Below are 24790 nucleotides of genomic sequence, written 5' to 3'. Positions count from 1 at the left end.
CCGTCAGTTCTCCAGCACCGCGCGCAGGTCCCACAGGGCACGCCAGGTGGCCGCCCCCTGCTCCGCACGCCTGCGCACCGGCCCGTCCCAGTACCCAAGCAGCCGTGCGGCGTCGGCGGGGTCGTCCTTCCGGACGACACCGAGCAGATGGCCGGGCAGGAGGGACAGCACGTCCCGGTCGCCGGGGAAGTAGGCGGCGGCCAGGCCCAGGGCGCCCGCCACGGAGACCGCCTCCGCCGTGCTCATCACCGTGGAGGGGCGCTCGACCTCCCAGCCCTCCACGGAGCGGCCCTCGCGCAGGTCCCGGAAGGCGGTGACCAGGGCTTCGAGGACCGCGTCGTCCACCTGGAAGGCGGCGCCCACGCGTTCGACGGCCGCCCGCGACTGGCGCCGGACGAGCGCGGTCTCGGCGTCCACGTCCCCGATGGGGCCCACGGTCTCGAAGTTGAAGCGCCGCTTCAGGGCGGCGGACATCTCCGAGACGCCCTTGTCCCGCAGGTTGGCGGTGGCGATGAGGGTGAACCCGGGGGCGGCGTGCACCTGGGCGCCCTCGCCGCCCGCGAGTTCGGGGACCGCGATCCGCCGCTCGGAGAGCAGGGACACCAGGGCGTCCTGGACCTCCGGCAGGCAGCGGGTGACCTCCTCGACGCGGGCGACGGCCCCCCTGGTCATCGCGGCGAGTACCGGGGAGGGCACCAGAGCCTGCTCGGTGGGGCCCTGGGCGAGCAGCAGCGCGTAGTTCCAGCCGTACTTGAGCTGATCCTCGGTGGTGCCCGCGGTGCCCTGCACGGTGAGCGCGCTGGTCCCGCAGACGGCCGCCGACAGCAGCTCGGAGAGCATGGACTTGGCGGTACCGGGTTCGCCCACGAGGAGGAGTCCGCGCTCTCCGGCAAGGGTGACCACGCACCGTTCGACCAGGGCGCGCTCGCCGACGAACTTCTGCTCGATCACCAGGCGGCGCGGCACCCCGGCGCCGGGCCGGGCGCCCTTCGGCAGACTCAGTGCCTCGCCCGCGCTGCCCATGACGAAGGCGACGACGGCGCGCGGGGTGAGCAGCCAGCCGGGTGGGCGGGGCCCGGAGTCGTGGGCGGCGAGGAAGGCCAGCTCGGTGGCGTACCGGTCCTCGGGCGGCGTGACCTGGCGGTGTCCCCCGCCGGGCTCCGTCGCCCGGTCCGGGACGCCTCCCGTGGTGGTGCTGTCCACGGTGGTAATCGTGGTGTCGTTCGTCATCGGCGGCGGCCCTTCCGGGGTGCGCGGGTGTCCAGTTCTTCGAAGGCCGGGGCGTCGCCGCCGCGGACCCGCGCCCAGGCGGCTGCGAACAGCGCGGGCACGGGGAGGTGCGGCAGGGTCCGGGCCGACCCGGCCACGGGGTACAGGCGTTCCTTCCAGGTCTCCAACGGCAGCCCGGGGGCGCCGCGTTCGAGCCAGCCGCAGGGGAGGAACAGGGTGCGGCCGGCGCGGGAGCGCTTCGCCTCCACGACGAGGCCGGTGGCGGCGAGTTCCGCCCTGGCCTTCTTGACCCGGGCCGGCTTCCACTCGGTCCAGCGGACGCAGTTGCGGTCCGTCGGGTCGGGCAGGGCGAGCAGCATCAGGTAGAGGGCGGCGGTGTCCGCGCTCAGGCCGAGGGCGTCTACGGCCTCGGCCACCAGGTCCGGCACCGCACGCGTCGGGTCCTGGGCCGGGTGGTGCGGGGAGCCGTCTGGGGCGCCCGCCGAGGCCAACGCGTCGGTCTCCTCGCCCAGCAGTGCGCGCAGGGCGAGCAGATCGCCGGTGCCGTAGCCGCCGACGGTGCCCTCTACGAGGCCGAACGCGGGGTCGTCGGGGCCTGCCAGGCCGGCCGGGCGGATCAGCAGCTTCTCGCTGTCGCCGTGGCCGGGGGCGAGGAGCAGCGCCGCGCCGGCCCTGACCAGCCCGTCGGGGCCGGCGCCGCCGGATTCGGGGAGCCCGTGGGCGGCGCGGATCACGGGGCCGATCGAGCCCCCCGACTCGGTCCAGTCCAGACCGAGGTCCAGCACCAGGCCCGGGTCGGCGAGGCGGCCACGCAGGGCCGCGAGCCCCGTGGGCAGGTACGCCCGCAGAGGATGCCCGTACGGCAGCGTGTAGGCGAGGGTGCGCAGGGCGGTGAGGGCTGCGGAGACCGCACCGCGTGCGCCCACCCGGCGCAGGGCCGGGCGGCCGGTGCCGTCCTCGACATCGGTGCCGTGGGCGAGCCAGGTCCGGGAGCCCGCGTTGAGGATCAGGTCGACGGCGCCCGGGGTGGTGCCCGAGAGGTCGAGGTCCAGTTCCTCTGGGACGCGGACGAGGGAGGCCAGGCGCTTCTGCCAGACCTCGGCGGCGGCCGGGACATCGGGGCCCGTGGACCACAGCTCGGCCGGATCCGCTGGCAGCAGTGCCTGGAGCAGGGCGTGCCGGTCGTCGCGGGGCAGGGTGTCCAGCCTGCCCTGGGCCGCTTCGAAGGCACGCGTCTTCGCCCCGAGCAGCGCGAGCGCGTCGGCGCCGGGCTCCTCGACGGCCGCAGAGAGCAGGGCGGTGGACTGGAGGGGGCCGATTCCGGTGGCCGTATCGAACGCCTCGGCGGCCTCCGGACGCCAGGGTGCCGGGCCCTGCTCCCGTACCAGGGCGATGAGCCGGGCGAGCCGGTCGCGGGCGATGCCGTGCCGGTATACGTGCTCGTGGTCCAGGGTGAATCCGGGGACGGGACCGAAGGCGCCGGTCGGGTCATGGTCCAGGGCGAGCCAGCGTTCCGCGTCGTTCCGGAAGTTCCTGCCGCAGTCGGCGAGGACCACGACGGTGCGGGCACCCCTGCGCAGCACCTGGCCGAGGCGGTGCACGGCCTCGGGGCGTCCCGGCCCGGATGTCCCCGCGCCGAACGGCTCGACCAGCTCCACCTGCCGGACCGTGCCCGCGGGGTCGGCCAGCGGGCCTGCGGCGAGGGTCTCCAGGAACACGAGGAGCCCGCTGCGGTGCTCGGGGGAGGTGGTCGCGGAGGCGGCCCGGTAGGCCAGTTCGGGGAGGTTGTCGAGGAGCGAGGTCCAGTTCAGGGAGTCGCTGGGCACGGTGTACTCGTCCCGCTGCCAGCCGTCGGCAGGGGTGAACGGGACCTTGGACGTGATGGGCGGGCCGAACGCCGGCTCGCCGCCGAGGACGTGGTTGACGGCGAGGATCTGCCGGATCACGGTCCACCGCTTCCCGGCTCCCCACCAGCCGCCGCGCATCCGCTCGGAGGTCCAGGCGGAGGCGGTCTGCAGGGTCGTGTCGTCGCCGTGCTCGGGCTCGTGTTCGAAGAACATGCCCTGGATGCGCGCGGTGTTGCGGGGCGTGGCCGGCTGCGCGGGCTTGGGTGGTTCCAGGTACCGGGCGGCTGCGGCAGCGCGGTCCACCGCGTCCCGGACAGCGGCGGTGACGCCCGCCAGGAGCCGTGCGTCGGACACCTCGGGCAGCACCCTGGCGACGGCCTCCTCGCTCAGCTCCCGCGACGAGGGCCCGGCGTACTCCTTGACGGCCCGGAACGCCTCCAGGTGCCGGGCGACCGCGGCGGCGACCTCCTTGAACAGCTCCCCCGCCCGGGAGTCCGTCAGGCTTCGCAGGGCGGCGGAGCCCCGCTCGTCCCTCGGGCGCAGCGCGTGCCAGTAGGCGACGGGAGGCACGTAAGGGGTGCCAGCCGCGTCGTTCCCACCGGAGGAGTCGGTGGTGACGGACCACAGGCTGCCACCGACGCCGTCCGTGTCCGCCGGGTGCGCCGCGACGGAGCGGTGGTACAGGGCCACGAGAGGCCGTGACCCGCCGGGCAGGGTGAGTGCGCCGAGCGGCACCGGGAACCCGCCGCCGGGCAGCGGGTGCGGCAGGGTGACCGTGTGGCCGTCGGGGGTGCCTGCGACGATCCGGTGCCCGTCGGCGGGCGCGGCCGTGCCGGGCTCGGTGGCCGTGCTGCGGACCCAGCGGCCGAGGACCGTGCCGTCCGTGCCGAACGGGGTGTTCTCCAGACCTGGTTGGAGGGGCAGCACCTGGCAGTGCTCGGTGAGCAGCCGGGTGCCGTCCCGCACCCCGGAGCGGAGGAAGGCGGGCAGGGACGCGCGGCCGTGCGTGCCGGCGGCCGGGTCGTATTCCAGCCACACCCGCTGCGTGCCCTGATGACCTTCCCGCCAGTGACCGGTGCCGTCGGAGATGACGGCGCGCTGGGGCGGGAGGGAGGTGTCGCCCGCGTGCAGAGCCTTGCCGCCGGTGGCGCGGCCGCCGCCGGACAGCGGCAGGCAGACCTCGTCCGAGGGGCCGGAGCCACCCCAGCGGGGTATCTGCTCGCCGCCGACGGTGAACAGCTCGGCGGGGCGGTGCGACCAGTAGCCGCGCTGCTTGCCGTCCTCCCACCAGATAACCAGCAACTCGCCGTCGACGTAACGGAAGGCGAGCGACCGCCAGTGGTCGACGGTGGCGGGCAGCCGCAGGGTGTGCCGCAGCAGAACGCCTTCCGGGCCGACGACGACGGCCCGTTCGAGCGTGTTCAGGATCAGCGCGGGCCAGGCGCCGGTGACACCAACGCTCTCCGACCGGCGGCGCCGCTGGTGCACGGCGGCGGACTCGGCGGCCAGTTCGGCATAGGTCGTGTCGAGCGCGGGCCAGCCCAGTTCGTCGAGGACGCCGGTGCGCAGGGTGGCGGCGAGCAGCGGCACGACATCGTGGCCCTTGAGGAGCCGCACGGCCTCCGGGGCGACGTCCGCGACCACGGTGCGGAACAACGAGAGCCTGTTGAGGGCGGCTTGCAGCCCGGGGAGCCCTCGCGCGGCCGTGTACTCCTCGGCACAGGCGGTCAGCCACTCCCGCAGGATGCCGGAGAGCACGGGGTGCGCCGCCAGCTTCGCCAGGCCGGCGTCGCTCAGCCGTTGACCGTGCCCGTCGCCGAGGGCGCCGACGGTCCGGCGCAGAAGGACGCGGAAAGCCGGCTGTTCGGAGACAGCGGTGAGGTCCCGAGCGCCGAGCGCGGTGTCGGTGAGCCAGGAGCCGAGCGGGAGGGCGGGGCCCTGCACGGTGCCCGTGTCCTGCTCGTCCGGTTCGGCGACGGGGATGCCGGAGGCCAGGCAGAGGTCAAGGAGGTCCAGGTCGGCGTTGCGCTGCCAACGGCCCTGGAACAGCTCGACGGGGCGCCCGTCGGCGCGCAGCCGATCCGCCATCCGGACGGCCAGGTCGAGGGTCTGGGGGCTGCGGCCTGCGGAGGCCCGGTTGCGCCGGCGGTGTGCCTCCCAGCGGGCGAGCCAGTCCGCCGGGGAGACGGAGGGAGCGTTCCCTGCCGTGTCCGGGAGGCCGGTCAGCAGGTCCTCGGCGCCGGACTCGGCCAGCAACGCGAGCCAGTCGGATTCGCCGGCCTTCTCCCGGCCGCTCTCGCTGAAGGACTCCGGGAAGAAGCCGAGGAGCCGGGCCCGCACGGACTCATCCCGTCGGGTGAGGGCGACGATCGCGGAGCGGTAGGCAGCCCAGAACGAGGCGGGGGCGCGGACGACTCCCGGGGAGCCGATCAGATCGGCCACCAGATCGCGTTCGGCGGCCTCCCGGTCCAGCCCGGCGGCCTTGACCAGCGCGCGCACGTCCTGCGGCAGCGCCGCGTACGGGGGCATGCCGGCCGCGCAGCGCTCGACCAGCAGACGGCGGAACTGCGCCCAGGCGTCCGCAGGTGCGAGCCGGGCCACCAGGTCCCGCACGTACTGCCGCAGTGCCTTGACGGTCAGCGCGCCGGCGAAGGCGAACTCCAGGAAGACGGCCCGCTGCCGGTCCTCGTCCACGACCAGCCCGTGCACCCGCTCGGCCTCGCGGGCCTTGCCGAAGAAGGAGGCGGCGTAGGTGGTGTTCTCGGCCTGGAGGAAGAGGCGCGCAACCTGCTCGTAGTAGGTGGGGAGGAAGTGGGGTACGGCCCGGCCGAGCCGGCTGCCGAGTGCGTCGAAGCCCTCCTTGGCCGCTCCGGCGCGGGTCCTGGCCTGCCGGCCCAACCGCTCGATGTCCTTGACCAGGGCCAGGGCATGGTGCCCGTTGGCCGGGTCGTTGACCAGCGCCCAGGCGGGGAAGCCCAGCGCCTCGCGGCGCACCTGGCCCACGACGGGGGCCTCTGCGGACCGGGCCAGCCCGAGGAACTCCAGGGCCAGGTCCTCGGCTTCACCGAGGGTGCCGGGCACGAGCCGGACCACGGGGCGGTCGCCGAGGGCGGTATGCGTGTAGGTGCGGGCGGTCAGCGCGTCGGCGTCGTCCCGCTCTGTGGTGCCGGCCGGGAGGATCGCGCCCGCGTCCAGCAGGGCCGCCGCGCGGGCCTCGGCCACGGGGGTGGAGGTACTCCCGCTGCGGGCCCGGGCGGGGAGGGATGCCGTGCCCGCTGCCGTCGTGTTCGTGTGGGTGTCCGTCGTCGTGGTGCTCATGCCGCCCGCTCCTCGTCCGCCACGTCGCGGCCGGCGTAGAGCGCCGCCGCCATGCGCATGCCCTCGGACCACGCGACGGGGCCGACCTCGGCGGCCGTCAGCGCGCGCCCCGCGGGGTCGGTCCAGCCCAGGGGGCCCGTCTCGGTGCCGTACTCGTCGTATCCGTCGTGCTCACCGATCCAGATGCGCGCCTCGGTGGTGGCGCCGTCCTCGACGACCGGGCAGACCGCGTATCCGCCGCGCGACCGGTAACCGAGTTGGGTGACGCGGCCGTGCAGGAAGCGCAGTTCCTTGAACACGCCGCCGGCGTAGGTGTCCACGGACGTGGTGTCCGGGGCGAGGCCGGGCGGGCGGCGCCACACCTCGCGGAACAACTGGTCCACGTTCTGGCGCACCCCCAGTTCGACCGCGAACTCCCGCAGCTCGTCGAGATCGTCGAGGAGGACGGGGTGGGGCACGCTGACGACGTCCGGGGTGATGCGGACCGTGTCGCCGTCCAGGTCGACGAGGCCGAGGCCGCGGTGGGGGTCGACATCACGCAGGAACCCGGCGACTCCACCGTCCACGCCGGTGACCACCACGTCCCGCAGGGCCGTCTGCCACGCAGGGTCGGGCCAGACCCGGGCGAGCACGGCAGTGGGGACGGGCAGCGAACGCACCATCCACTGCTCGAGCTCGGTCAGGCACTGGTGTGCGTGCTGCTCCAGCCACTCGGTCAACTGCCGGAGTCCGACGACCGCCGGGTCGTCCTTCAATCTGGCCGGGACGGACTTCAGCCGCCGGCCCTTTCCATTGCGGCAGACCACCGTGCCCGCCTCCAGGGCGACTTCGTAGTCGCCCGCCGGAACCCACCCCATGCACTGTTCTCCCCATTGGCCCGGACGGCCGCCGAACCGGCGGCACGCTGATGAAACCCGTCAGGGGCAACGCACCGTGACGAGTGGGAGAGACTCTAAGCGCCCCCTGTGACAACGAGCTCGGCCCCTGCGCCTGATCAGCCGGGTCCGTGGCGGCCAAGGGCCTTGGCCGGACGCGGGGTTTCGCGCTACCGGCCGGCGAGGCGGGTGGTGAGGTCCTCGTCCGTGATCTCGCGGACCACCCGGCAGGGTGTCCCGAGAGCGACCGTCATCGAGGGGATGTCGCGGCTGACGACGCTGCCGGCGCCGATGACCGACCCGTATCCGATGCGCACACCCGGCAGGACCACCACGTTGCTGCCGATCCACACCTTGTCCTCGATGACGATCGGTTCGGAGAACCGCGCGAAGTCGGCCCGGCGTGCGGGATGCACCGGGTGTCCCGTCGTGGTCGGCGTCACGCTGGGCGCGATCATGACGCCGTGGCCCATGCGGATGTCCACGTCGTCGACGAACGTCAGATTCACGTTCCCGAAGAAGTCGTCTCCGATGTGGACGTTGCTGCCGAACGCGGCGTGGAACGGCGGCAGCAGCACCGTACGTTCCCCGACCGAGCCGAGAATGTCGACGAGCAACGACCGGCGTCTGCCCTCCTCGCGCGGGGGTGTGTGTGGTTGTAGTCGAAGATCTGCTCCGTCCGGCGCTCAGAGTTCTGAGAAGCGGCTTCCGACTCGGTGTAGACGAGCCCTTCGGCGATCCGGGCGAGCACTTCGTCCTCTTGCGCAGGCGTCACAGCGGGACGCTCCCTTCATTCATCTGATCCAGTTCCGCGGCCTGCTTGGCGTACTCCCGGGCGATCGCCCTGTTCGGGGCGGTCGCCTCCGCCGTCCGGTATGCCTCGGCCGCCTCGCGCGCGCGGCCGAGTCGGCGCAGCCCGTCTGCGCGGACCGCGGGCACGGCGTGGTTCCCGGCCAGCTTCCTGGACGTGCCGAGAGCGTCCACGGCGTCCAACTGTGCCTGAGGGCCCTCGTGCATCCCGACCGCGACAGCACGGTTGAGCTCGACCACCGGGTTCGCACGCAGGGCGAGGAGACGGTCGTACCACATCACGATCGCCGCCCAGTCGGTCGCGGCCGCGGTCGGAGCGAGGGCGTGCTGCGCGGCGATGGCCGCCTGGAGGGCGTAGGAGCCGCCCGCCTCGACGGCCTCGCGCGCGAGGGCCGCGCCCTCTGCGATGAGTGCGTGGTCCCACCGCGTGCGGTCCTGCCGGTCCAGCGTGACCAGCCCGCCGTCGGCGTCGAGCCGGGCGGCGCGCCTCGAATGCTGGAGCAGCAGCAGTGCGAGCAGCCCCCGCGCCTCCGGCTCGTCCGGTGCCTCGGCGGCGACGAGCCGGGCCAGCCGGACGGCCTCCTCCGCGAGGCTGTCGCGCTGTGTGTTGCCGTCACTCGGTGCGTACCCCTCGGTGAACATGAGGTAGATGACGGCGAGTACGCCGTCCAGCCGTTCGGCGCGTGCGCCGGGCGGTGGCACTCGGTACGGGATGCCTGCCGCCTTGAGCGCGGCGACTTCGGCCATCTTGCTGCGCTCGGCCGTCCCGCGACGCAGCGTGTCGAAGGCGCGGTGCCGCGCGGCGGTCACCAGCCATGCCCCCGGCTTCTGCGGCACCCCTTCCCGCTCCCAGGCCGGCAGGGCGCGGGCGAACGCCTCCTGTGCGCAGTCCTCGGCCAGTTCCCAGTCGCCGGTCAGGCGCACGATCGTGCCGAACACGGCGCCCCACTCGCCCCGGTAGGCCTCCGCCAGCGCTGCCCGCGCCTCTGCCGGCCCGGTGCTCACGAGAAGTCCGTCCAGAACTCGCGCAGTTCGACGCTTCCGGACCGCGCCATGGGACAGCGGGCGAGGTAGCCGATCGCCTCCTCCCATTCGCCGTCCACGAACACGATCCCGGACACCCGTTCCGGCACATCCGTGTACGCGCCGTCGGTGATCAGCAACTCCCCTTCGCGGCGGCGTACGAGGGTGGCGTCCCGGACGGGACGCAGGTGCTCACCGCCGAGGTAGCGGCCGGAGGCGAGGCCGTCGCGAACCCACTCGGCCACCACGGCGGGATCGGGGGTGAAGGCCGGCGCGCCCGGGTCCGTCCGCAGGATCGCGAGGAAGCGGGAGGCGGGCGCGTCGCCCTCGTGCGGGACGTTTCCGGTGCCGGGCCCGAGATCGAGCGGTTCGACCGGCCGGACCTCGATGCGTCCGGCGGTTGCCATCGGGTGCGAGGCGGCGACCTCGATCGCCTCGTCGAGGTCGGCGGCCTCCACGAGGTCGTACCCGGCGATCCACTCGGCCGTCTCGGCGAAGGGGCCGTCGGTGACCAGAACCCGGTCCCCGCGCACTCGGACCGTCCTGGTCTCGCCGGCCGGCTTGAGCGGCATTCCCTCCACACGGACGCCTCGGTCGTTCCATTTCTCGACCCATGCCTGCGGGTTCTCGTCGGTCGGCTCCCCTGCGGGGTCCGTGGCGATGAACAACACGTACTTCATGACCGTTCTCCTTCCGGACGCTTCATGAGGACGACGAACGGCCTTCGCGGAATCCGACAACACGGCGCAGATTATTCCGCCGGCGCTGCGGAGCTGATATCTGGCCAGCAGCTGATCGACGAGCACGTCGGCGTCAACGGTGCCCGACGATACGGGGGTTGCTTGCACGGCTTGGGTGAACAGGCCGCGCTTCGAGCCGAGGTACTGCATGACCAGAGCCGGGTCGACGCCCGCCACGGCCGCCACGGCGCGAATGGTGGTGCGCTCGAATCCTTATCCCGGCGAACAGCTCACGGGCACTGGCGAGGATGCACGCCTCGGTGGACCGGCGGCGGTCGGCGCGGGACTGGCGAGGAGTGGCCACCGATTTGGCTGTTCGCGCGCCCGATGCCCGACCGGACCGACCGCGAGGCGGTCCCGCTGGCATTCAGGACGTCGCCAACTTCATGCGGGACAGCCGCCGCTCTCCGAGCAGGCATTTACCGCCTTGATTGAAGCGTTTCAGAAAGCGCTTGCTGGATCAAAGCAAGGAGCGTCATCGACGGCGTCAACAGTTGGAACGAAAATCAGTCGAAGCGCTTGAACGGCGCACGCGGGAACGCCGACGGCCCGGAAGCTTCAAGAAGCTTCCGGGCCGTCGGTCCGGGGTGGGCGATACTGGGTTCGAACCAGTGACCTCTTCGGTGTGAACGAAGCGCTCTCCCACTGAGCTAATCGCCCGGGCGCACGCCAAACATTACCCCATGTCAGCGGCGCCCCCCGACCAGCTCCGGGTCACTCGTGGATCTTCCACGGCATGACGATTCCGAACTTCCACACATAGATCCCCACCAGCACCGCGATGATCACCAGCCCGATCACGGTGAGCGCGATGTTGCGCCGCCGGACCTTGGGATCGAGGGCCCGCCTGGCGGCCTCGGTGACCTTCCGCCGCGTCCAGCGCAGCACCAGCTGCGCCCAGACGAACTCGGTCGCCCAGATCGCCATGCCGCCGAAGATCACCAGCCAGCCGGGGCCGGGCAGCGGCAGCATGATGATGCCCGCCACCACCACGGCGAGGCCGACCATGAACACGCCGACCTGCCAGCTCAGGTGCAGCGCCCTGGATGCCTGGATGAATCCGGGCGCCCTGGAGCCGAGCTCCGGGTCCTCCTTCGCCACATCCTGCGTGACGTCCCCCGTCACGCCTCTCGCCACGTCCCCCGTCGCGGGCGCCGGATCCGCCGGTGCGGCGGCTCCGTCCCGCTCGTCACTCTCCGCATTCATGAAGGCCAACCTACCGGAACCACCCTCGTCACTGGAATGGCCGCATAACCCAAAGTTACACACCGCTGTACGAGCTACCTGAAGGATCACAAAACGGTCAGAGGGGTTTACAACGCCACCGTAGGTGGCATGTCGATTTCGCCGACGTGCGAATCCCCGAGCGCACACTGAGCGAAAGGCCCTGGCGCTTATGAACACCACGGTCAGCTGCGAGCTGCACCTGCGCCTCGTTGTGTCGAGCGAGTCCTCACTGCCTGTACCCGCGGGCCTGCGGTATGACACGGCCGATCCGTATGCCGTGCACGCCACCTTCCACACCGGAGCGGAGGAGACGGTCGAGTGGGTTTTCGCCCGCGACCTCCTTGCCGAGGGGCTGCACAGGCCCACCGGCACCGGAGACGTCCGCGTCTGGCCATCCCGTAGCCACGGCCAGGGCGTCGTCTGTATCGCGCTGAGCTCCCCAGAGGGCGAAGCCCTGCTCGAGGCCCCGGCACGGGCCCTGGAGTCGTTCCTGAAGAGGACCGACGCCGCGGTTCCGCCGGGCACCGAGCATCGTCACTTCGATCTCGATACGGAGCTCTCACACATCCTGGCGGAAAGCTGAGCCAGGCCGAGAACTGCACGACGCCGTCCGACTCGGGGAGACGGCGTCGCGCGGACAACCTCATACGGCAGAAACCGGCGCCGTCCTCACGGAATCCACCGTGGTGACGGCGCCGGTCCGCGTTCGCCCGCTTCCCCGCCCCGCCCAGACGCCCCCGGCCGGGTCTCCACGGCCCCGCCGCCGCCCGTACCCCCGCCCCCGCGGCCCGATGGCCGGTAAGGCGCGCCCCACGGGCTCCGAAGGCCCTCTCGGGCCCCTGGACGCCACGGCCGTGCCAGTAGAGTCATCCGGCATCGGTGGGCGCCCCGCCCGCCGGAGGCCAGGGAGCGAAAGCGTGCTGATCCCACACGACACCCGGATCGCCCTCGAAACGGTGGTCGATCTGGTGAACACCGCGCCCGAGAGCGCGCAGCCGGAGGACGGGACACCGGCCGACGGGCTCGCCGGCATCCCCGCGCTCTACGCGTTCGCCGGGCGCCACCGCCTGAGCGGGGTGAACGAGCTCGACGAGAAGGACCTGCGGGCCGTGCACGACGTACGGGCCCGGTTCGCGGCGGTCTTCGCCGCGTCCGACGCACAGGTCGCCGCCTCGCTCGTCAACTCCCTGGTGGCAGCCGCGGGCACCACGCCGCAGCTCAGCAACCACGACGGCTACGACTGGCACGTGCACTACTTCGCGCCGGACGCGTCGATCGCCGACCACCTGGCGGCCGACTGCGGGATGGCCCTCGCGTTCATCATCGTGGCGGGCGAGACGGACCGGCTGCGGCGCTGCGAGGCGCCGGACTGCCGGCGCGCCTTCGTCGACCTCTCCCGCAACCGCTCCCGCCGCTACTGCTCCAGCCGCACCTGCGGTAACCGCTTGCACGTCGCCGCGTACCGGGCGCGCCGCAGGGAAGCGGCCGGCGAGCCGCTCACAGCACTAAAAGATCGTGCAACGCGGCCATCAGCAGCAGGCCGCCGATCACCGTGAGGAAGATCATCAGAGGGGGCTGGGAAAGCGCGAAGAGGCAGCCACGCGGCTCTTCGGCGGGGGGTGCGGGGGCGTCGCCCCGGGAGGTGTCCACCATCTCCGGACGATCATGACGCAGGCCGGCCCCCGTTGGCGATCAATACGCCTTTTTGTCAGGGGAGTTCACCCCGCACGTGGTGACCACAATCGCTCCGGCGTCCGACCGCCCGTCACGTATTCGGATAGGCCCGGCGCTCCCCGCGCCGCGTCGCCGGTCAGCCCAGGTCCCGCAGCATACGCAGCTGCGCCCCTCGGTGGGCCGAACCGCCGCCCTCGTGGTTGTTCCAGGGATAGACCTCGATCTCCTTGGGACCCGCCCAGTGGTTGTAGGCGGCGAAGACGGTGGACGGCGGGCAGACGGTGTCCATCAGCGCCACCGAGTAGAGCGCGGGTACCGTCGCCCGGGCGGCGAAGCTGATGCCGTCGAAGTACGAGAGGGTCCGGAACACCTGCTCGCAGACGCCGTGCTGGGCGGACAGGAAGCGGACGATCTCCTGGTAGGGGTCCCGGTCGGTGATCTCGACGGCGCGCCGGTAGTGCGTCAGGAACGGTACGTCGATGAGCGCGGCCTTGACGTGGGGGCTGAGCCCGGCCACCGCCTGCGCGATGCCACCGCCCTGGCTGCCGCCGTGCACGACGATCCGGTCGGGGTCGACGGCCGGGTGGGTACGGGCCACCTCGACGGCGCGGACCGCGTCGGTGAACACCCGCCGGTAGTAGTACTCGTCGGGGTCGAGGATGCCGCGGGTCATGAAGCCGGGCGACTGCGGATTGCCGCCGCCGTGCGGGTCCGGGGTGGAGCCCGGCGAGTTGTTGTTGACGGCGCCCTGGCCCCGGGTGTCCACGAGCAGGGTGGCCCATCCGGCGGCGGGCCACACCAGGTGGTCGTGCGGCAGCCCGCGCCCGCCGCCGTATCCCAGGTAGTGGACGACGGTGGGCAGGGGGCCCTCGGCGCCGGCGGGCACGTTCAGCCAGGCACGTATCCGGTGCCCGCCCCAGCCGGCGAACGACACGTCATGGGCGTCGACCTTGCTCAACGCCGCGTCGTACGCGGTGAACTCGGCATCCAGCGGGTGCGCGGAAGCCTCTTCGAGGGTGCGCCGCCAGAAGGCGTCGAAGTCGTCCGGCTCACCGGACTCCGGCCGGTAGGAGCGGAGTTGGTCCAGGGGCAGGTCGAAAAGGGGCACGGCGTCTCCGTTTCGGGCAGGCGGAAGGGAACGACAGAGAGAAGGCAGGGCGGGCGGCGGCCTCAGCGGGGGGTTGAGCTCGACGCGCGCACGACGAGTTCCGGCTGGAGCACCACACTGCGGTGCTCGTGGTGGCCGTCGTCCTCGGCCTCCTCCAGCAGGAGTTCGGCGGCCATCCGGCCCATCACGACCGCCGGCTGGCGGACCGAGGTGAGCGGTACGGCAGCGGCGGCGGCGAATTCGATGTCGTCGTATCCGACGATGGCGATGTCCTGCGGCACCCGCACCCCGGCCGCGTACAGGGCCTGCAGCACGCCGAGGGCGAGCAGGTCGTTCGCGCAGAACACCGCGGTGGGGCGGGGCACCAGGCCGAGCAGCCGGGCCCCGGCGTCGCGTCCCGCCGCCACGTCCAGCCGGTCGGAGGGGATCTCGACGAGCGCCTCGGGCTCCAGCCCCGCCTCGGCCAGGGCCGACAGCGCGCCCGTGCGGCGGTCCCTGATCTGGTGCAGGTCACCCGGTCCGCTGACGTAGGCCACCGAGCGGTGCCCGGCCGAGACCAGGTGCCCGACGGCCAGGGCGCCGCCCCGCACGTCGTCGACGGAGACCGCGCAGGTCCCGGTGCCGGATGCGACGCGGTCCACCAGGACGTAGGGAATCCGGTGGCGGCTGAAGGATTCGAGGTTGCGGCCGGTCGCGTCGGCCGGAGTGACCAGCACGCCGCACACCCGCTGCTCCGCGAAGAGTCCGAGGTACTCGGCCTCTTCCGCGGGGCTCTGGCCGCTGTTGCAGACCATGACACCGAGGCCCGCCTGCCGGGCGGCGCGCTCGGCCCCGCGGGCCACGTCGACGAAGAAGGGGTTGCCCATGTCCAGGACGAGCAGGGCCATGATCCGGCTGCGTCCCGCCCTGAGCTGGCGAGCGGATTCGCTGCGGACGTAGCCGAGGTCCTCGATGGCGGCCAGCACCCGCGCACGCGTCTCGGGAAGTACGGCCTCCGGACGGTTGATCACATTGGAGACCGTGCCCACGGAGACCCCGGCCTGCCGGGCCACATCCTTGATCCCTGCCACACGCGCCACTTGTCCTGCCCCACTGGTGCCCTTGGCCGCACTGGTCCAGCGGCGTCACCCCATCGTACGGACGGGCGTGAGTGAATTGATTCAATCCGTTCGGGACGCTAGCCCCATCCCCGAACACCGTCAAGGATCATGCGTGAATCGATTCATATCAGCGCGGTTCCCCCACTCTCCCACTCCCCCGCAGTCAGGTGCGGGGACCGGCGGTGCGGGCGCGGACCGGATGCCGTGTTTCAGATGCCGTGCTTCTTCAGGATGGCCTCGATGTCGCTGAAGTCCTCGCCCGATCCGCTCGCGGCGGCCTGCTGCTTCGACTTCTCCCGCTGCTGGGGCCGGACCGCCGGGACACCTGCCCCCAGCGAGGGGGCCGAGGCGGCCGGTGCCACCGCGTCGCCGCGCGCGGCACGGGCGGCCGCCTTGCGTTCCTTGCGGGTGCCGCCCCCGCGCCGTTCGACCGCGCGGGTCGTGATGAACAGCAGCCAGGCCACCCCGAGCAGGCCGAAGCCCAGCCAGACGCTCGGCTTGAACGCGATGTCCGTGACCCACTGGACGACACCGGTCAGCACCAGGCCGATCGGAATCAGGGAGTAGGCCGCGATCCTGGTCGCCGCGAGGAATCGCTTCCGGTACGCGGTGACGGCGGCGATGCCCAGGCCCGCCGCGGACGCCGCGGAACAAATGGTCTCGGCAAGCATCAGTGCCTCCAGGCGCAGGGGAAACGTCCCTTCCATCCTGCACCTGTCCATGTGCTCGGGGCCACGCCCGGAGCCCACATCAGGGACATATCAGGGCCGGGATCCTCCCCAGGTGCCGTGCGGGCGGGCGGCGGGACGGCCCGCGCCGGGCCGGTGCCGGTCGAGGCTCTCCCGTACGCCCTGGGAGACTGGCCCCATGAGTGATCCCACCCCCGCAGCGCCGGTCGTCCTCGACCTCTGGTGCGAGCTCCAGTGCCCCGACTGCCACCACGCCCTCACCGATGTGCACGCTCTGCGGGCACGGTACGGCGACCGGATCGAGGTGCGGCTGCGGCACTTCCCGCTGGAGAAGCACAAGCACGCCTACGCCGCCGCGCAGGCCGCCGAGGAGGCCGCGGCGCAGGGCAAGGACTGGCCGTACATCGAGGCCGTGCTCGCCCGCACCGCCGACCTCGGCCGCGGCGGCGAGCCGCTGCTGATCGAGGTTGCGGAGGAACTCGGCCTGGACGCCGAGGAGTTCGACACCGCCCTGATCGACGGTCGGCACCTGCTGATCGTCGACGCCGACCAGGCCGAGGGCAAGGCCATCGGGGTCACCGGCACCCCGACCTATGTGATCGGCGGAGAGCGGCTGGACGGCGGCAAGAGCCAGGAAGGCCTGCGAGAGCGGATCGAGGAGATCGCCGACCGGCTGCTCGCCGGACAGGGCTGAGGCCCCGGGCGCGGCGCAGGGCCTAGGGCCTTTCGTTTGGATCAGACCGGATCAGGGAGCGGGGTCCGGTGCGTGCAGCTGCAGGGCGGAGGAGGGAGTCAATGCGGAGCATTGGCGACCGACGACAACGCCGCAGATGTGCGTGCCGGACCCCGTGAGCCCGGCCTGATCCAAACGAGAGGCCCTAGAGCTGCTTGGTCAGGTTGTACTGGGTCGGTTCGTAGCCCAGCGACTCGTACAGCCGGACCGCGGGTGTGTTGGCCGTGACCACGTGCAGGCCCAGCCGCTCGTCGCCCGCCGCGAGAGCGATGCGCTCCGCCTGGAGCATCAGCGCCCGCCCGTACCCCCGGCCCCGGAACTCCTCGTTCACCTCCACGTCGAACACGTAGCCGACGAGCAGACCGGGGTGCATCTCGAACCGGGCCACCCAGACGTACCCCACGGGCTCGCCGTCGTGGAGCAGGAAGTGCAGATGGGCGCCCTCGGTGGCCAGGCCGTCCGGCAGGTGCCCGGCGTGGGAGGTGCGGGCGGCCCGCAGAGCGGTCTCCCGCGAGGTGCCCCGGGTGACCAGGCTCTCCGCGTACGCGGCGATGGCCCCGTCCTGCCACCGCGCGAACTCCCCGGGCGTCATCGGGCGTGCGGTCAGCCGGCCGGGCAGGGCCGGGGGGACCGACGGCAGCGACTTGATCATGTTCCTGCTGCGCTCGGTGTAGCCGAGCGCGGAGGCGAGCCGCTGCGCAGCGGTTTCGGCGGCGGCGACTTCCGTACGCACCTGGGTGCAGCCCCAGCCGCGCAGCACCTCTTCGGCAGCCAGGGCGGCGATGGTCCCCCGGCCGCGCCTGCGGACTGGCTCGTCGATCCGCAGGGACCGCAGCAGGCCCACTCCGCCGGCCGGCCCCGGCTCGGTGCCGATCTCGACGGCGCCGACGGGCCGCCCGTTGTCGCACACGTCGTACGCGCGCTCCTGTGCGCCGTCGGCGCCTGACTGGATCGGCCCGGAAGGCCGGAGTGTGGTGGTCATCAGGGGATTTCTATCCCCCGAACGCGGAGCCGTCATCCGCATTTTCGGCCGCCCCCGCATCGCGCGGGCGGGCGGCCGTTACTTCGCGGACCCGGCCTACGGGTCCAGGTCGTTGCCGGCCCGCTCGCCGAAGACGCTCATGGCCTTGGTGGTCACCGGGCCGGGGCCGCCGGGCAGCTCCCTGCCGTCGACCCGGTGGACGGACTGGATGTCACGGAGCGTGGAGGTCAGAAAGATCTCCTCGGCCCGTTCCAGCACGTCGAACGGCAGCTCGGTCTCCTGCGCCCCGGTCCATTCCACCGCCAGCGCGCGGGTGATCCCGGCCAGGCAGCCGGAGGCGACCGGCGGGGTGTGCAGCTGGCCGTCCAGGACGACGAAGACATTGGACCCGGTGCCCTCGCAGAGCTGTCCGACGGTGTTGGCGAAGAGCGCCTCGGTGGCACCCCGCTCGTGGGCGCGGGCGAGCGCGACGACGTTCTCCGCGTACGAGGTGGTCTTGAGCCCGGCGAGCGCGCCGCGTTCGTTGCGCGTCCAGGGGACGGTGATGACCGCCGTGGTGTCCGGGCGGCGCTTCACCTCCCCGAGGGCGACGACCAGTCCGGGGCCTGCTGTGCCGCGGTCGGACCCGAGCGGCGAGATGCCTCCGGTGTACGTGATCCGCAGCCGGCCGAGGGCGGCCGGGTTGGCCTCGATGACGGCGGCGCAGGCCCGGCGCACCTCGTCCAGGTCCGGCGCCGGCAGACCGAGGCCCCGGGCGGAGCGGGCCAGCCGGTCGAGGTGCCGGGTGAGCGCGAAGGGCCTGCCGTCGGTGGTCCTGACCGTCTCGAAGATGCCGTCGCCCACGGTGAGCCCGTGGTCGAGCACGGACACCCGGGCGTCATCGGCGGCCCGCAGTTCGCCGTTGACCCAGATCCTCATGGTGCGGTCCTTCCGTTTGCTTCGTATGCGCCCGACGCTACCGCGAGCAGCCTGGACGCCTTGAGTTCGGTCTCGTCCCATTCGCGTTCCGGATCCGAGCCCCAGGTGATGCCGGCGCCGGTGCCGAAGCGCAGGACGGGGGCCGCCCCGGTGCGGTCGGTCCAGAAGGTCCGGATGCCCACGGCGAGCGAGGCGGTGGCGCGGTCGGCGTCCACCCAGCCGATGCCGCCGCAGTACGGGCCGCGCGGGGCGGTCTCCAGTTCCGCGATGATCCTCAGCGCACTGGATTTCGGGGCGCCGGTGACCGAACCGGGCGGGAAGGCGGCGGCGAGGAGTTCCGGCCAGCCGGTGCCCTCCGCCAGCAGGCCGCGCACCGTGGAGACGAGGTGGACGAGGCCCGGGTGCTTCTCGACCGCGCAGAGATCCGGAACGCGGACCGATCCGGTGGCGCAGACCCGTCCGAGGTCGTTGCGGACCAGGTCGACGATCATCACGTTCTCGGCGTAGTCCTTCTCCAGCAGATCGTCCTCGGTGCGGCCGGTGCCCTTGATCGGCCCGGACTCGACCGTGCGGCCGTCCCTGCGGAGGAACAGCTCGGGGGACGCGGTCGCGATCTCCACGCCGTGCGCGGGCAGCCGAATCGTTCCTGCGTACGGGGCCGGGTTGCCGCGGGCCAGCAGCGAGGTGAGGGCGTCCACGTCCGCGGCGGCCGGGTCGGGCAGCCGGGCCGTCATCACCCGGCAGAGGTTGGCCTGGTAGACCTCGCCCGCCGCGATGTACTCCCGGATGCGACGCACGCCGGCGAGGTAGGCGGCACGGTCCAGGGACGAGTTCCAGTCACCGGCGGCGGGCCCGCGCCAGGCACCCCGCACCGGGGCGGGCACCGCGGCGGTGCGTACGGTGGCGAAGCGGGCACAGACCAGCCGGCCATCGAAATCGGCAGATACGGCCCAGAAGCCAGACGAGTCGAGGGCTGCGGGATCGCTGGTCACGTCCTGCAGGCCGGAGGCGACGAGGCCGCCGAAGCGGGCCATTGGGGCAAGGTCGAACACGTCCATGAGTCTAGGACGGCCCACGGTGACCTGCGCCGGGGCGAGCGCACCTCAGCACGCTGCACAAACGCGTTTTTGTACTGGCCCCGGAATCCGCTAGAGTTCATCACGTCGCCGGGACGCGCAAGTGAACCGGAACCGACAAGCGGACGTAGCTCAGTTGGTAGAGCGCAACCTTGCCAAGGTTGAGGTCGCCAGTTCGAACCTGGTCGTCCGCTCGCAGAAGGTGGGGGATCCTTCCCGAACCCCCATCCCTGGTGGAGTGGCCGAGAGGCGAGGCAACGGCCTGCAAAGCCGTCTACACGGGTTCAAATCCCGTCTCCACCTCCAAGGACGATTAGCTCAGCGGGAGAGCACTTCCCTGACACGGAAGGGGTCACTGGTTCAATCCCAGTATCGTCCACCGGTCCGCAAGGACCCCCGCGCGATTAGCTCAGCGGGAGAGCGCTTCCCTGACACGGAAGAGGTCACTGGTTCAATCCCAGTATCGCGCACGCAGTACACGCAGGGTCACCCTGCGCGATTAGCTCAGCGGGAGAGCGCTTCCCTGACACGGAAGAGGTCACTGGTTCAATCCCAGTATCGCGCACAGTCCGAAGCCCCGGTCGTCTCGACGACCGGGGCTTCGTCGTTGCCGCGCGCAGCCGCGCTGCGGTCCGGACGCGTACCGTCCGGACCGCAGCGCGCGAACCGGGTCAGGACGAGAAGAGCATCCGGCCGAAGCTCTTCTGCCGGTAGTGGCCGTGGTGACCGCCGTGGTGCTGCTGCGGGGCACCCCAGGCGGGTGCGGGGGCGGCCGGGTAGGCCTGCGGGGCCTGCGGCGGAGGCGGAGCCTGCTGCGTCCACTGCGCTTCCATGCGGGTCAGGGACTCCAGCTCGCCGTAGTCCAGGAATATCCCCCGGCAGCCGCTGCACTGCTCGATCTGAATGCCGTTGCGGTTGTACGTGTGCATCTGTGCATGGCACTTGGGACACTGCATGTTCGGGCTCACTCCTCGCCGTCGGTTAGCCGTCGCCGGAATGCGTGCCCGCCGACGGTCGGTTCACCCTACGACGCGTGCCCGGCGGCCAACTCGGGCGGGAGAGCCGCAATTCGGGCACAGGCCGCGATCATCATCTGTTCCACCTCATCCGGATCCCTGGCCTCCGCCGCGGACTTCGCGAGGGCCAGCGCAGCGGTCTGCACGGTCAGGGCGCGGGCGGCGACGTCCAACTCGGGCCAGGGATCGCCCTCGGCGGACAGCGCTGGGCCCCCGGCGGCCCGGTAGGCGTCCACGAACCGGAACCAGACGTCGGGCGGAAGCAGTCCGGCCGCGTACCAGGCCGCGGGCCGGGCCAGATCCCAGGTGGCGTCGCCGGTGCCCGCGTCATCGACGTCGATCAGCAGCCAGCGGCCGTCCGGGGCGGGGTGCCGGACGAGCTGGCCCAGGTGCAGATCGCCGTGGCAGAGGAAGCGCGCGCGGTGCGCGGGGGCGGGGGTCTCGTCACGGGCCCAGGCGGGCAGTCGCCGCCAGGCCGCGAGCACGGGCGCGACGGACGGATGTCCGGGGCGTGCCGCACACATCCGGTCCACGGCGAGAGCGGCCTTCGCCGGCCCCCGCATCACCGGGAGCACGAGCGGCCGCGCGGCCGGGGTAGCGGAAGACCGCGCCGCCGGGGGCACGGGAGGCTGCGCGGCCGGGGGCGCGGGAGGCGGGAGCGCGGTGCTGTGGAGGCGCGCCAGGAGCGCGGCGGCCTCCTCCCACGGCGCCGCGTCCGGGTCACCCGGATCCACCGGCCTCCCGTGGGGCCACAGGCTGACCGGGCGGCCGTGGAGCTCGGTGAGGTACGGCGACGAGGGGACGAAGGGCGTGGCGGCCTTCACCGGGGCCGTCGGGGGCTCCACGGGCAAGGGTGCGAGCAGGACGTCCGCCAGGCCGGGGCGGGCCGCCAGCCAGAGGCGTACGGCCAGGGCGGCGGTGTCCGTACCGGGAGCGTGGGCCTTGGCGACGACGGGGCCGCTGCGGACCACGGTGCCGTCCGCCCGGTCCGCGAGCACGGCCGGCGGCGGGCAGTCGCAGCCGGCCGGGGCAGGCGCATGGGCCGCTTCGTGGGCGAGGGCGCCCAGCGCACGCATGACTGCGGTGGTCACGGTCTCCTCCGGTGGCGCAGGATCGGCGGGCCCGGCCGGCACCGGGTCCGCCGAGGAGCGTACGCGGGTCACGAGGGCCGGTCGCTCCCCGGCCGCGGAAAGGGCCCCGGACAGCGCGATGTCCGGTCAGCTCCCCAGCTGACCGGACAAACGCTGCCGTCCGCCGCACCCCCGTCCCCACGGGGTTGTTGGCCGGATGTCCCGGTCCGAACCGCTCTTCCGGACCCGGGGCGCCGCTCAGCGCCCCAGCATCACGCCCACGGACGACGCCTGTGTGACCACCGCTTCCCAGCCGCCGAAGACGACGGTGAGCAGGGCCGCCAGAGGAAGAACCATGGCTGTCGCCACCAGCGGGTGGCGCTTGCCGGCCGACGGGCGGCTGCCGAACGAGGCGTAAGCCCTGCGTCCCTGCGTGCGGATCATGGTCCGCGCTGCCGTGTCCGCCATGGTTCCTCTCCTGACCTGATGTGGAGCGGCGGGCGTGTGGCCTCGGGGGACGAGTGCGACGCCCGCCGCATGACTTCAACATTAGGGATGCGGCGGACGGGCGGCGTCATGCCCGCGTACCGAATGCCGGGCCTCCCGGAGGATGAGCCGTGGGTAGCCGGCGTACTCCCCTGGGTGGAGACGGGCCTACTGGATCTTGGGGTCATCCCCGAGGGAACCCCCGGAGGCACCCTCCCTGGGTATCGGTTGCCCGACGAGGGCGAGGACCCCGGCCGCCATGAAGCGGGCTGTGCGCACCACCGATCCGAAGAGGGGCACCTCCATGCCTTCAAGGCCACGGGGGAGCGTGACTTCACTCACTCCGACCACTCCTCGGCGGGCCGGTGGCGCCACCCGGCGGCCTGCTCCGGAGGCCACCACTTCATACGTACGGGTCGTGTTCCCGGCATCCAGGACCGTCTCGGATCGATCGCCCTTCACTGATCCAATCCCCCGTCTGTGACGGATCTTTGAGATCTCGCACGGGCCGGGGAGCCTGGCTCCGCGGCTCCCTGACCACTCCTCACGATTCCGCCCCGGCACTGACAATCGATTCGCCGGCGAGGGCGCGGCCTCTGAGCGCCCCGGGCGGCGGGTACGTAAGCTGTGCCTCGTCAGGCGGACCAGGCAGCGGGGATGGGCAGACATGGCGATGATGCGGCTCCGGCGCGAGGACCCGCGTGTCGTCGGTTCGTTCAGGCTGCACCGGCGGCTCGGAGCGGGCGGCATGGGTGTCGTCTACCTCGGTTCGGACCGGCGCGGCCAGCGGGTGGCGCTGAAGGTGATCCGCCCCGATCTGGCGGAGGACCAGGAGTTCCGTTCGCGGTTCGCCCGCGAGGTGTCCGCCGCCCGGCGGATCCGCGGCGGCTGCACGGCCCGGCTGGTGGCCGCCGATCTGGAGGCGGAGCGCCCGTGGTTCGCCACGCAGTACGTCCCGGGGCCCTCGCTGCACGACAAGGTGGCCGAGGAGGGTCCGCTGTCGGCCGCCGAGGTGGCCTCGATCGGGGCGGCGCTCTCCGAGGGTCTGGTGGCGGTGCACGAGGCGGGCGTGGTCCATCGCGACCTGAAGCCGTCGAACATCCTCCTCTCCCCCAAGGGCCCGCGGATCATCGACTTCGGGATCGCCTGGGCGACCGGGGCGTCCACCCTCACGCACGTCGGTACGGCGGTGGGTTCGCCGGGGTTCCTCGCGCCCGAGCAGGTGCGGGGTGCGGCGGTGACACCCGCGACGGACGTCTTCTCGCTCGGTGCCACGCTGGCGTACGCGGCGATGGCCGATTCACCCTTCGGGCACGGCAGTTCCGAGGTAATGCTCTACCGCGTGGTGCACGAGGAGCCGCAGTTGTACGACGTGCACGACGCACTCGCTCCGCTGGTGAGCGCCTGTCTGGCGAAGGACCCGGAGGAACGGCCGAGCACGCTCCAACTCTCCATGCGGCTCAAGGAGATCGCCGCGCGGGAGGCGCAGGGGCTGCACGAGAGCCGGCCACCGGCCCAGCGCTCCGCGCAGGAGGCGGACCGGCCGACGGGCCGCCTCAACGGCCCGTACACCGAGCAGCACACCCGCCGTGCGCCCGGTCCCGCCCCGATGTCGCGCCCGCAGAGCCGACAGACGGCGCGACCACGCCCGGCGTCGCCCCGCACCGGGGGTTCACGCCCGGACCGGCAGCCGCGCAGCACGACGGGTTCCGGTAGGCGGCAGCAGGGTGCGAACGGGACGAACGGCAGGCCGGGCACCCGGCCCGGCGCCCGTACGACCTCGACCGGACGGCGTCCCGCCAACCCCCGGCTGCTGCGGCAGCGGCTCGTCGTCTTCGTCGTGGTGACGCTGCTGGTGGCGCTGGGCATCGCGGCGGCCCAGGGCTGCCAGGGACCGGCGCGCGGCCTCGGCGCGGGCCAGAGTCAGAGCCCGGGCCAGAGCCAGAGCGGGCAGTAGCCCCGCCGGAGCGCCTTCGAGGGCTGCCGGCAGGGTCCCGCGCGGCCCGCCCTTCGTACGCCGGGCGGGACTTCGCGGATACGGCTCAGCTCTCCGGGCGGCCTGTGGCGACCGCGTAGAAGGCGACCGCGGCCGCCGCGCCCACGTTCAGCGAGTCGACGCCGTGGGCCATCGGGATACGCACCCATTCGTCGGCGGCGACGAGGGCCTGGGTGGACAGCCCGTCTCCCTCGGCCCCGAGCATCAGCGCCACCTGATCCATCCGGTGCGGCGCCGCCTCCTCGATGCTGCTGGCCTTCTCGTCGGGCGTCAGGGCGAGCAGCTTGAAGCCCGCCTCCCGGACGGTCTCCAGAGCCTTGGGCCAGGTGTCGAGCCGGGCGTAAGGGACGGAGAAGACCGCGCCCATCGAGACCTTGACGGAGCGCCGGTACAGCGGGTCGGCGCAGTCCGGGGAGAGCAGGACGGCGTCCATGCCGAGGGCGGCGGCGCTGCGGAAGATCGCCCCGATGTTCGTGTGGTCGTTGACGGCCTCCATGACGACCACGCGGCGGGTGGTGCGCAGCAGTTCGTCGGCGGCCGGCAGCGGTTTGCGCTGCATGGAGGCGAGGGCGCCGCGGTGCACGTGGTAGCCGGTGACACGCTCGGCGAGCTCCGGGGTGACCGCGTACACGGGGGCCGGGACCTCGTCGATGACGTCGCGCATCAGATCGATCCACTTCGCCGACAGCAGCATGGACCGCATCTCGTACCCGGCCTGCCTGGCGCGTCTGATCACCTTCTCGCCCTCGGCGATGAAGAGGCCCTCGGCGGGCTCGCGCCTGCGCCGCAGCTCGACGTCGGTCAGGCCTGTGTAGTCGCGCAGTCGGGGGTCGTCGGGGTCATCGACGGTGATGAGATCAGCCACAGGTTGA

At 72.6% G+C, this 24790-nt stretch carries 20 protein-coding genes, 6 tRNA genes and 2 pseudogenes; 9 read left to right on the top strand and 19 right to left on the bottom strand.

Annotated elements, in window-relative coordinates; all coding sequences use genetic code 11:
* Window positions 1-3: 3 nt before the first annotated feature.
* From OG322_RS31960 to OG322_RS31925, 8 genes and pseudogenes are all read right to left on the bottom strand, one after another.
* Window positions 4-1230, bottom strand: coding sequence for an ATP-binding protein (locus OG322_RS31960; protein ID WP_123468447.1), 1227 nt, complete (start codon window positions 1228-1230; stop codon window positions 4-6).
* Window positions 1227-6395, bottom strand: coding sequence for a hypothetical protein (locus OG322_RS31955; RefSeq protein WP_329307310.1), 5169 nt, complete (start codon window positions 6393-6395; stop codon window positions 1227-1229). The genes OG322_RS31960 and OG322_RS31955 overlap by 4 nt, the downstream gene beginning before the upstream one ends.
* Window positions 6392-7252 (bottom strand): DUF4132 domain-containing protein, encoded by an 861-nt coding sequence (locus OG322_RS31950; RefSeq protein WP_123468451.1) that lies wholly within the window; start codon window positions 7250-7252, stop codon window positions 6392-6394. Before OG322_RS31950 ends, OG322_RS31955 begins: the two co-directional genes overlap by 4 nt.
* A gap of 188 nt (window positions 7253-7440) precedes the next feature.
* Window positions 7441-8045 (bottom strand): annotated as a pseudogene (locus tag OG322_RS31945) (sugar O-acetyltransferase).
* A complete protein-coding gene (locus tag OG322_RS31940; protein WP_329307308.1) occupies window positions 8042-9085 on the bottom strand; it encodes an RNA polymerase sigma factor in 1044 nt (347 codons plus the stop codon). The pseudogene OG322_RS31945 and the gene OG322_RS31940 overlap by 4 nt, the downstream one beginning before the upstream one ends.
* Window positions 9082-9783, bottom strand: a complete 702-nt coding sequence (locus OG322_RS31935) for a YciI family protein (RefSeq protein ID WP_123469738.1) — start codon at window positions 9781-9783, stop codon at window positions 9082-9084. Before OG322_RS31935 ends, OG322_RS31940 begins: the two co-directional genes overlap by 4 nt.
* A 648-nt stretch (window positions 9784-10431) precedes the next feature.
* A tRNA-Val gene (locus tag OG322_RS31930) sits at window positions 10432-10503 on the bottom strand.
* 54 nt (window positions 10504-10557) lie between these two features.
* Entirely contained in the window at window positions 10558-11049 is a 492-nt protein-coding gene (locus OG322_RS31925) for a TIGR02611 family protein (protein WP_123469741.1), read from the bottom strand.
* 190 nt (window positions 11050-11239) lie between these two features.
* Between OG322_RS31925 and OG322_RS31920 the strand changes: the two genes are divergently transcribed.
* Both OG322_RS31920 and OG322_RS31915 read left to right on the top strand, forming a co-directional pair.
* On the top strand, window positions 11240-11653 hold the full coding sequence (locus OG322_RS31920) for an SsgA family sporulation/cell division regulator (protein ID WP_003959770.1): 414 nt from the start codon (window positions 11240-11242) through the stop codon (window positions 11651-11653).
* A gap of 334 nt (window positions 11654-11987) precedes the next feature.
* Window positions 11988-12560: pseudogene (locus tag OG322_RS31915) on the top strand (CGNR zinc finger domain-containing protein); the annotation flags it as partial.
* Between the two features lie 320 nt (window positions 12561-12880).
* Here the strand turns inward: OG322_RS31915 and OG322_RS31910 are convergent.
* The 3 genes from OG322_RS31910 to OG322_RS31900 form a co-directional block, all read right to left on the bottom strand.
* A complete protein-coding gene (locus OG322_RS31910) occupies window positions 12881-13852 on the bottom strand; it encodes an acetylxylan esterase (RefSeq protein ID WP_123468459.1) in 972 nt (323 codons plus the stop codon).
* A 62-nt stretch (window positions 13853-13914) separates the two neighbouring features.
* Window positions 13915-14931, bottom strand: coding sequence for a LacI family DNA-binding transcriptional regulator (locus OG322_RS31905; RefSeq protein ID WP_266412525.1), 1017 nt, complete (start codon window positions 14929-14931; stop codon window positions 13915-13917).
* A gap of 230 nt (window positions 14932-15161) precedes the next feature.
* A complete protein-coding gene (locus OG322_RS31900) occupies window positions 15162-15623 on the bottom strand; it encodes a hypothetical protein (protein WP_123469743.1) in 462 nt (153 codons plus the stop codon).
* Window positions 15624-15819: 196 nt separating this feature from the next.
* On the opposite strand from OG322_RS31900, the gene OG322_RS31895 reads away from it, so the two are divergent.
* The gene (locus OG322_RS31895) at window positions 15820-16335 is read left to right on the top strand and encodes a DsbA family protein (RefSeq protein WP_123468463.1); all 516 of its coding nucleotides are present in this window, start codon (window positions 15820-15822) and stop codon (window positions 16333-16335) included.
* 184 nt (window positions 16336-16519) lie between these two features.
* Here the strand turns inward: OG322_RS31895 and OG322_RS31890 are convergent, their stop codons facing one another.
* The 3 genes from OG322_RS31890 to OG322_RS31880 form a co-directional block, all read right to left on the bottom strand.
* Window positions 16520-17356 (bottom strand): GNAT family N-acetyltransferase, encoded by an 837-nt coding sequence (locus OG322_RS31890; protein WP_329307307.1) that lies wholly within the window; start codon window positions 17354-17356, stop codon window positions 16520-16522.
* A 96-nt stretch (window positions 17357-17452) separates the two neighbouring features.
* On the bottom strand, window positions 17453-18274 hold the full coding sequence (locus OG322_RS31885) for an aminotransferase class IV (RefSeq protein WP_123468466.1): 822 nt from the start codon (window positions 18272-18274) through the stop codon (window positions 17453-17455).
* Window positions 18271-19308, bottom strand: a complete 1038-nt coding sequence (locus OG322_RS31880; RefSeq protein WP_123468468.1) for a chorismate-binding protein — start codon at window positions 19306-19308, stop codon at window positions 18271-18273. The genes OG322_RS31885 and OG322_RS31880 overlap by 4 nt, the downstream gene beginning before the upstream one ends.
* Window positions 19309-19471: 163 nt before the next feature.
* On the opposite strand from OG322_RS31880, the gene OG322_RS31875 reads away from it, so the two are divergent.
* From OG322_RS31875 to OG322_RS31855, 5 genes are all read left to right on the top strand, one after another.
* Window positions 19472-19544, top strand: a tRNA-Gly gene (locus OG322_RS31875).
* A gap of 38 nt (window positions 19545-19582) precedes the next feature.
* Window positions 19583-19656: transfer RNA gene (locus tag OG322_RS31870), tRNA-Cys, on the top strand.
* A gap of 1 nt (window position 19657) precedes the next feature.
* Window positions 19658-19729 (top strand) — tRNA-Val (locus OG322_RS31865).
* A gap of 19 nt (window positions 19730-19748) precedes the next feature.
* A tRNA-Val gene (locus OG322_RS31860) sits at window positions 19749-19820 on the top strand.
* Window positions 19821-19843: 23 nt separating this feature from the next.
* A tRNA-Val gene (locus OG322_RS31855) sits at window positions 19844-19915 on the top strand.
* Between the two features lie 106 nt (window positions 19916-20021).
* Here the strand turns inward: OG322_RS31855 and OG322_RS31850 are convergent.
* The 4 genes from OG322_RS31850 to OG322_RS31835 form a co-directional block, all read right to left on the bottom strand.
* The gene (locus OG322_RS31850) at window positions 20022-20306 is read right to left on the bottom strand and encodes a TFIIB-type zinc ribbon-containing protein (protein ID WP_123468470.1); all 285 of its coding nucleotides are present in this window, start codon (window positions 20304-20306) and stop codon (window positions 20022-20024) included.
* Between the two features lie 68 nt (window positions 20307-20374).
* Window positions 20375-21457, bottom strand: coding sequence for a phosphotransferase (locus OG322_RS31845; protein WP_443066569.1), 1083 nt, complete (start codon window positions 21455-21457; stop codon window positions 20375-20377).
* Between the two features lie 237 nt (window positions 21458-21694).
* Window positions 21695-21904: a hypothetical protein gene (locus OG322_RS31840; RefSeq protein WP_123468472.1), complete on the bottom strand. Its 210-nt coding sequence runs from the start codon at window positions 21902-21904 to the stop codon at window positions 21695-21697.
* A gap of 186 nt (window positions 21905-22090) precedes the next feature.
* Window positions 22091-22384, bottom strand: a complete 294-nt coding sequence (locus OG322_RS31835; protein WP_123468474.1) for a hypothetical protein — start codon at window positions 22382-22384, stop codon at window positions 22091-22093.
* Window positions 22385-22589: 205 nt separating this feature from the next.
* Between OG322_RS31835 and OG322_RS31830 the strand changes: the two genes are divergently transcribed.
* Entirely contained in the window at window positions 22590-23879 is a 1290-nt protein-coding gene (locus OG322_RS31830) for a serine/threonine protein kinase (RefSeq protein ID WP_123468476.1), read from the top strand.
* 85 nt (window positions 23880-23964) lie between these two features.
* Here OG322_RS31830 and OG322_RS31825 read toward each other — a convergent pair whose 3' ends face one another.
* Window positions 23965-24783 carry a TrmH family RNA methyltransferase gene (locus tag OG322_RS31825; RefSeq protein WP_123468478.1) on the bottom strand — a complete coding sequence of 273 codons (819 nt, stop codon included), beginning with the start codon at window positions 24781-24783 and terminating at the stop codon, window positions 23965-23967.
* Between the last annotated feature and the right edge of the window lie 7 nt (window positions 24784-24790).

Source organism: Streptomyces sp. NBC_01260 (assembly GCF_036226405.1).
Taxonomy (GTDB): domain Bacteria; phylum Actinomycetota; class Actinomycetes; order Streptomycetales; family Streptomycetaceae; genus Streptomyces; species Streptomyces laculatispora.
Note: the sequence above shows the minus strand (reverse complement) of the source record. Positions and strands in the feature narration are given on the sequence as shown.

What these genes read in the sequence shown, in the direction of transcription:
- OG322_RS31900 (WP_123469743.1), bottom strand. Translation starts at nt 15,623, where the DNA reads ATGCTTGCCGAGACCATTTGTTCCGCGGCGTCCGCGGCGGGCCTGGGC.
- OG322_RS31840 (WP_123468472.1), bottom strand. Translation starts at nt 21,904, where the DNA reads ATGGCGGACACGGCAGCGCGGACCATGATCCGCACGCAGGGACGCAGG.
- OG322_RS31935 (WP_123469738.1), bottom strand. Translation starts at nt 9,783, where the DNA reads ATGAAGTACGTGTTGTTCATCGCCACGGACCCCGCAGGGGAGCCGACC.
- OG322_RS31830 (WP_123468476.1), top strand. Translation starts at nt 22,590, where the DNA reads ATGGCGATGATGCGGCTCCGGCGCGAGGACCCGCGTGTCGTCGGTTCG.
- OG322_RS31950 (WP_123468451.1), bottom strand. Translation starts at nt 7,252, where the DNA reads ATGGGGTGGGTTCCGGCGGGCGACTACGAAGTCGCCCTGGAGGCGGGC.
- OG322_RS31850 (WP_123468470.1), bottom strand. Translation starts at nt 20,306, where the DNA reads ATGCAGTGTCCCAAGTGCCATGCACAGATGCACACGTACAACCGCAAC.
- OG322_RS31960 (WP_123468447.1), bottom strand. Translation starts at nt 1,230, where the DNA reads ATGACGAACGACACCACGATTACCACCGTGGACAGCACCACCACGGGA.
- OG322_RS31895 (WP_123468463.1), top strand. Translation starts at nt 15,820, where the DNA reads ATGAGTGATCCCACCCCCGCAGCGCCGGTCGTCCTCGACCTCTGGTGC.
- OG322_RS31955 (WP_329307310.1), bottom strand. Translation starts at nt 6,395, where the DNA reads ATGAGCACCACGACGACGGACACCCACACGAACACGACGGCAGCGGGC.
- OG322_RS31920 (WP_003959770.1), top strand. Translation starts at nt 11,240, where the DNA reads ATGAACACCACGGTCAGCTGCGAGCTGCACCTGCGCCTCGTTGTGTCG.
- OG322_RS31925 (WP_123469741.1), bottom strand. Translation starts at nt 11,049, where the DNA reads ATGAATGCGGAGAGTGACGAGCGGGACGGAGCCGCCGCACCGGCGGAT.
- OG322_RS31885 (WP_123468466.1), bottom strand. Translation starts at nt 18,274, where the DNA reads ATGAGGATCTGGGTCAACGGCGAACTGCGGGCCGCCGATGACGCCCGG.
- OG322_RS31880 (WP_123468468.1), bottom strand. Translation starts at nt 19,308, where the DNA reads ATGGCCCGCTTCGGCGGCCTCGTCGCCTCCGGCCTGCAGGACGTGACC.
- OG322_RS31890 (WP_329307307.1), bottom strand. Translation starts at nt 17,356, where the DNA reads ATGACCACCACACTCCGGCCTTCCGGGCCGATCCAGTCAGGCGCCGAC.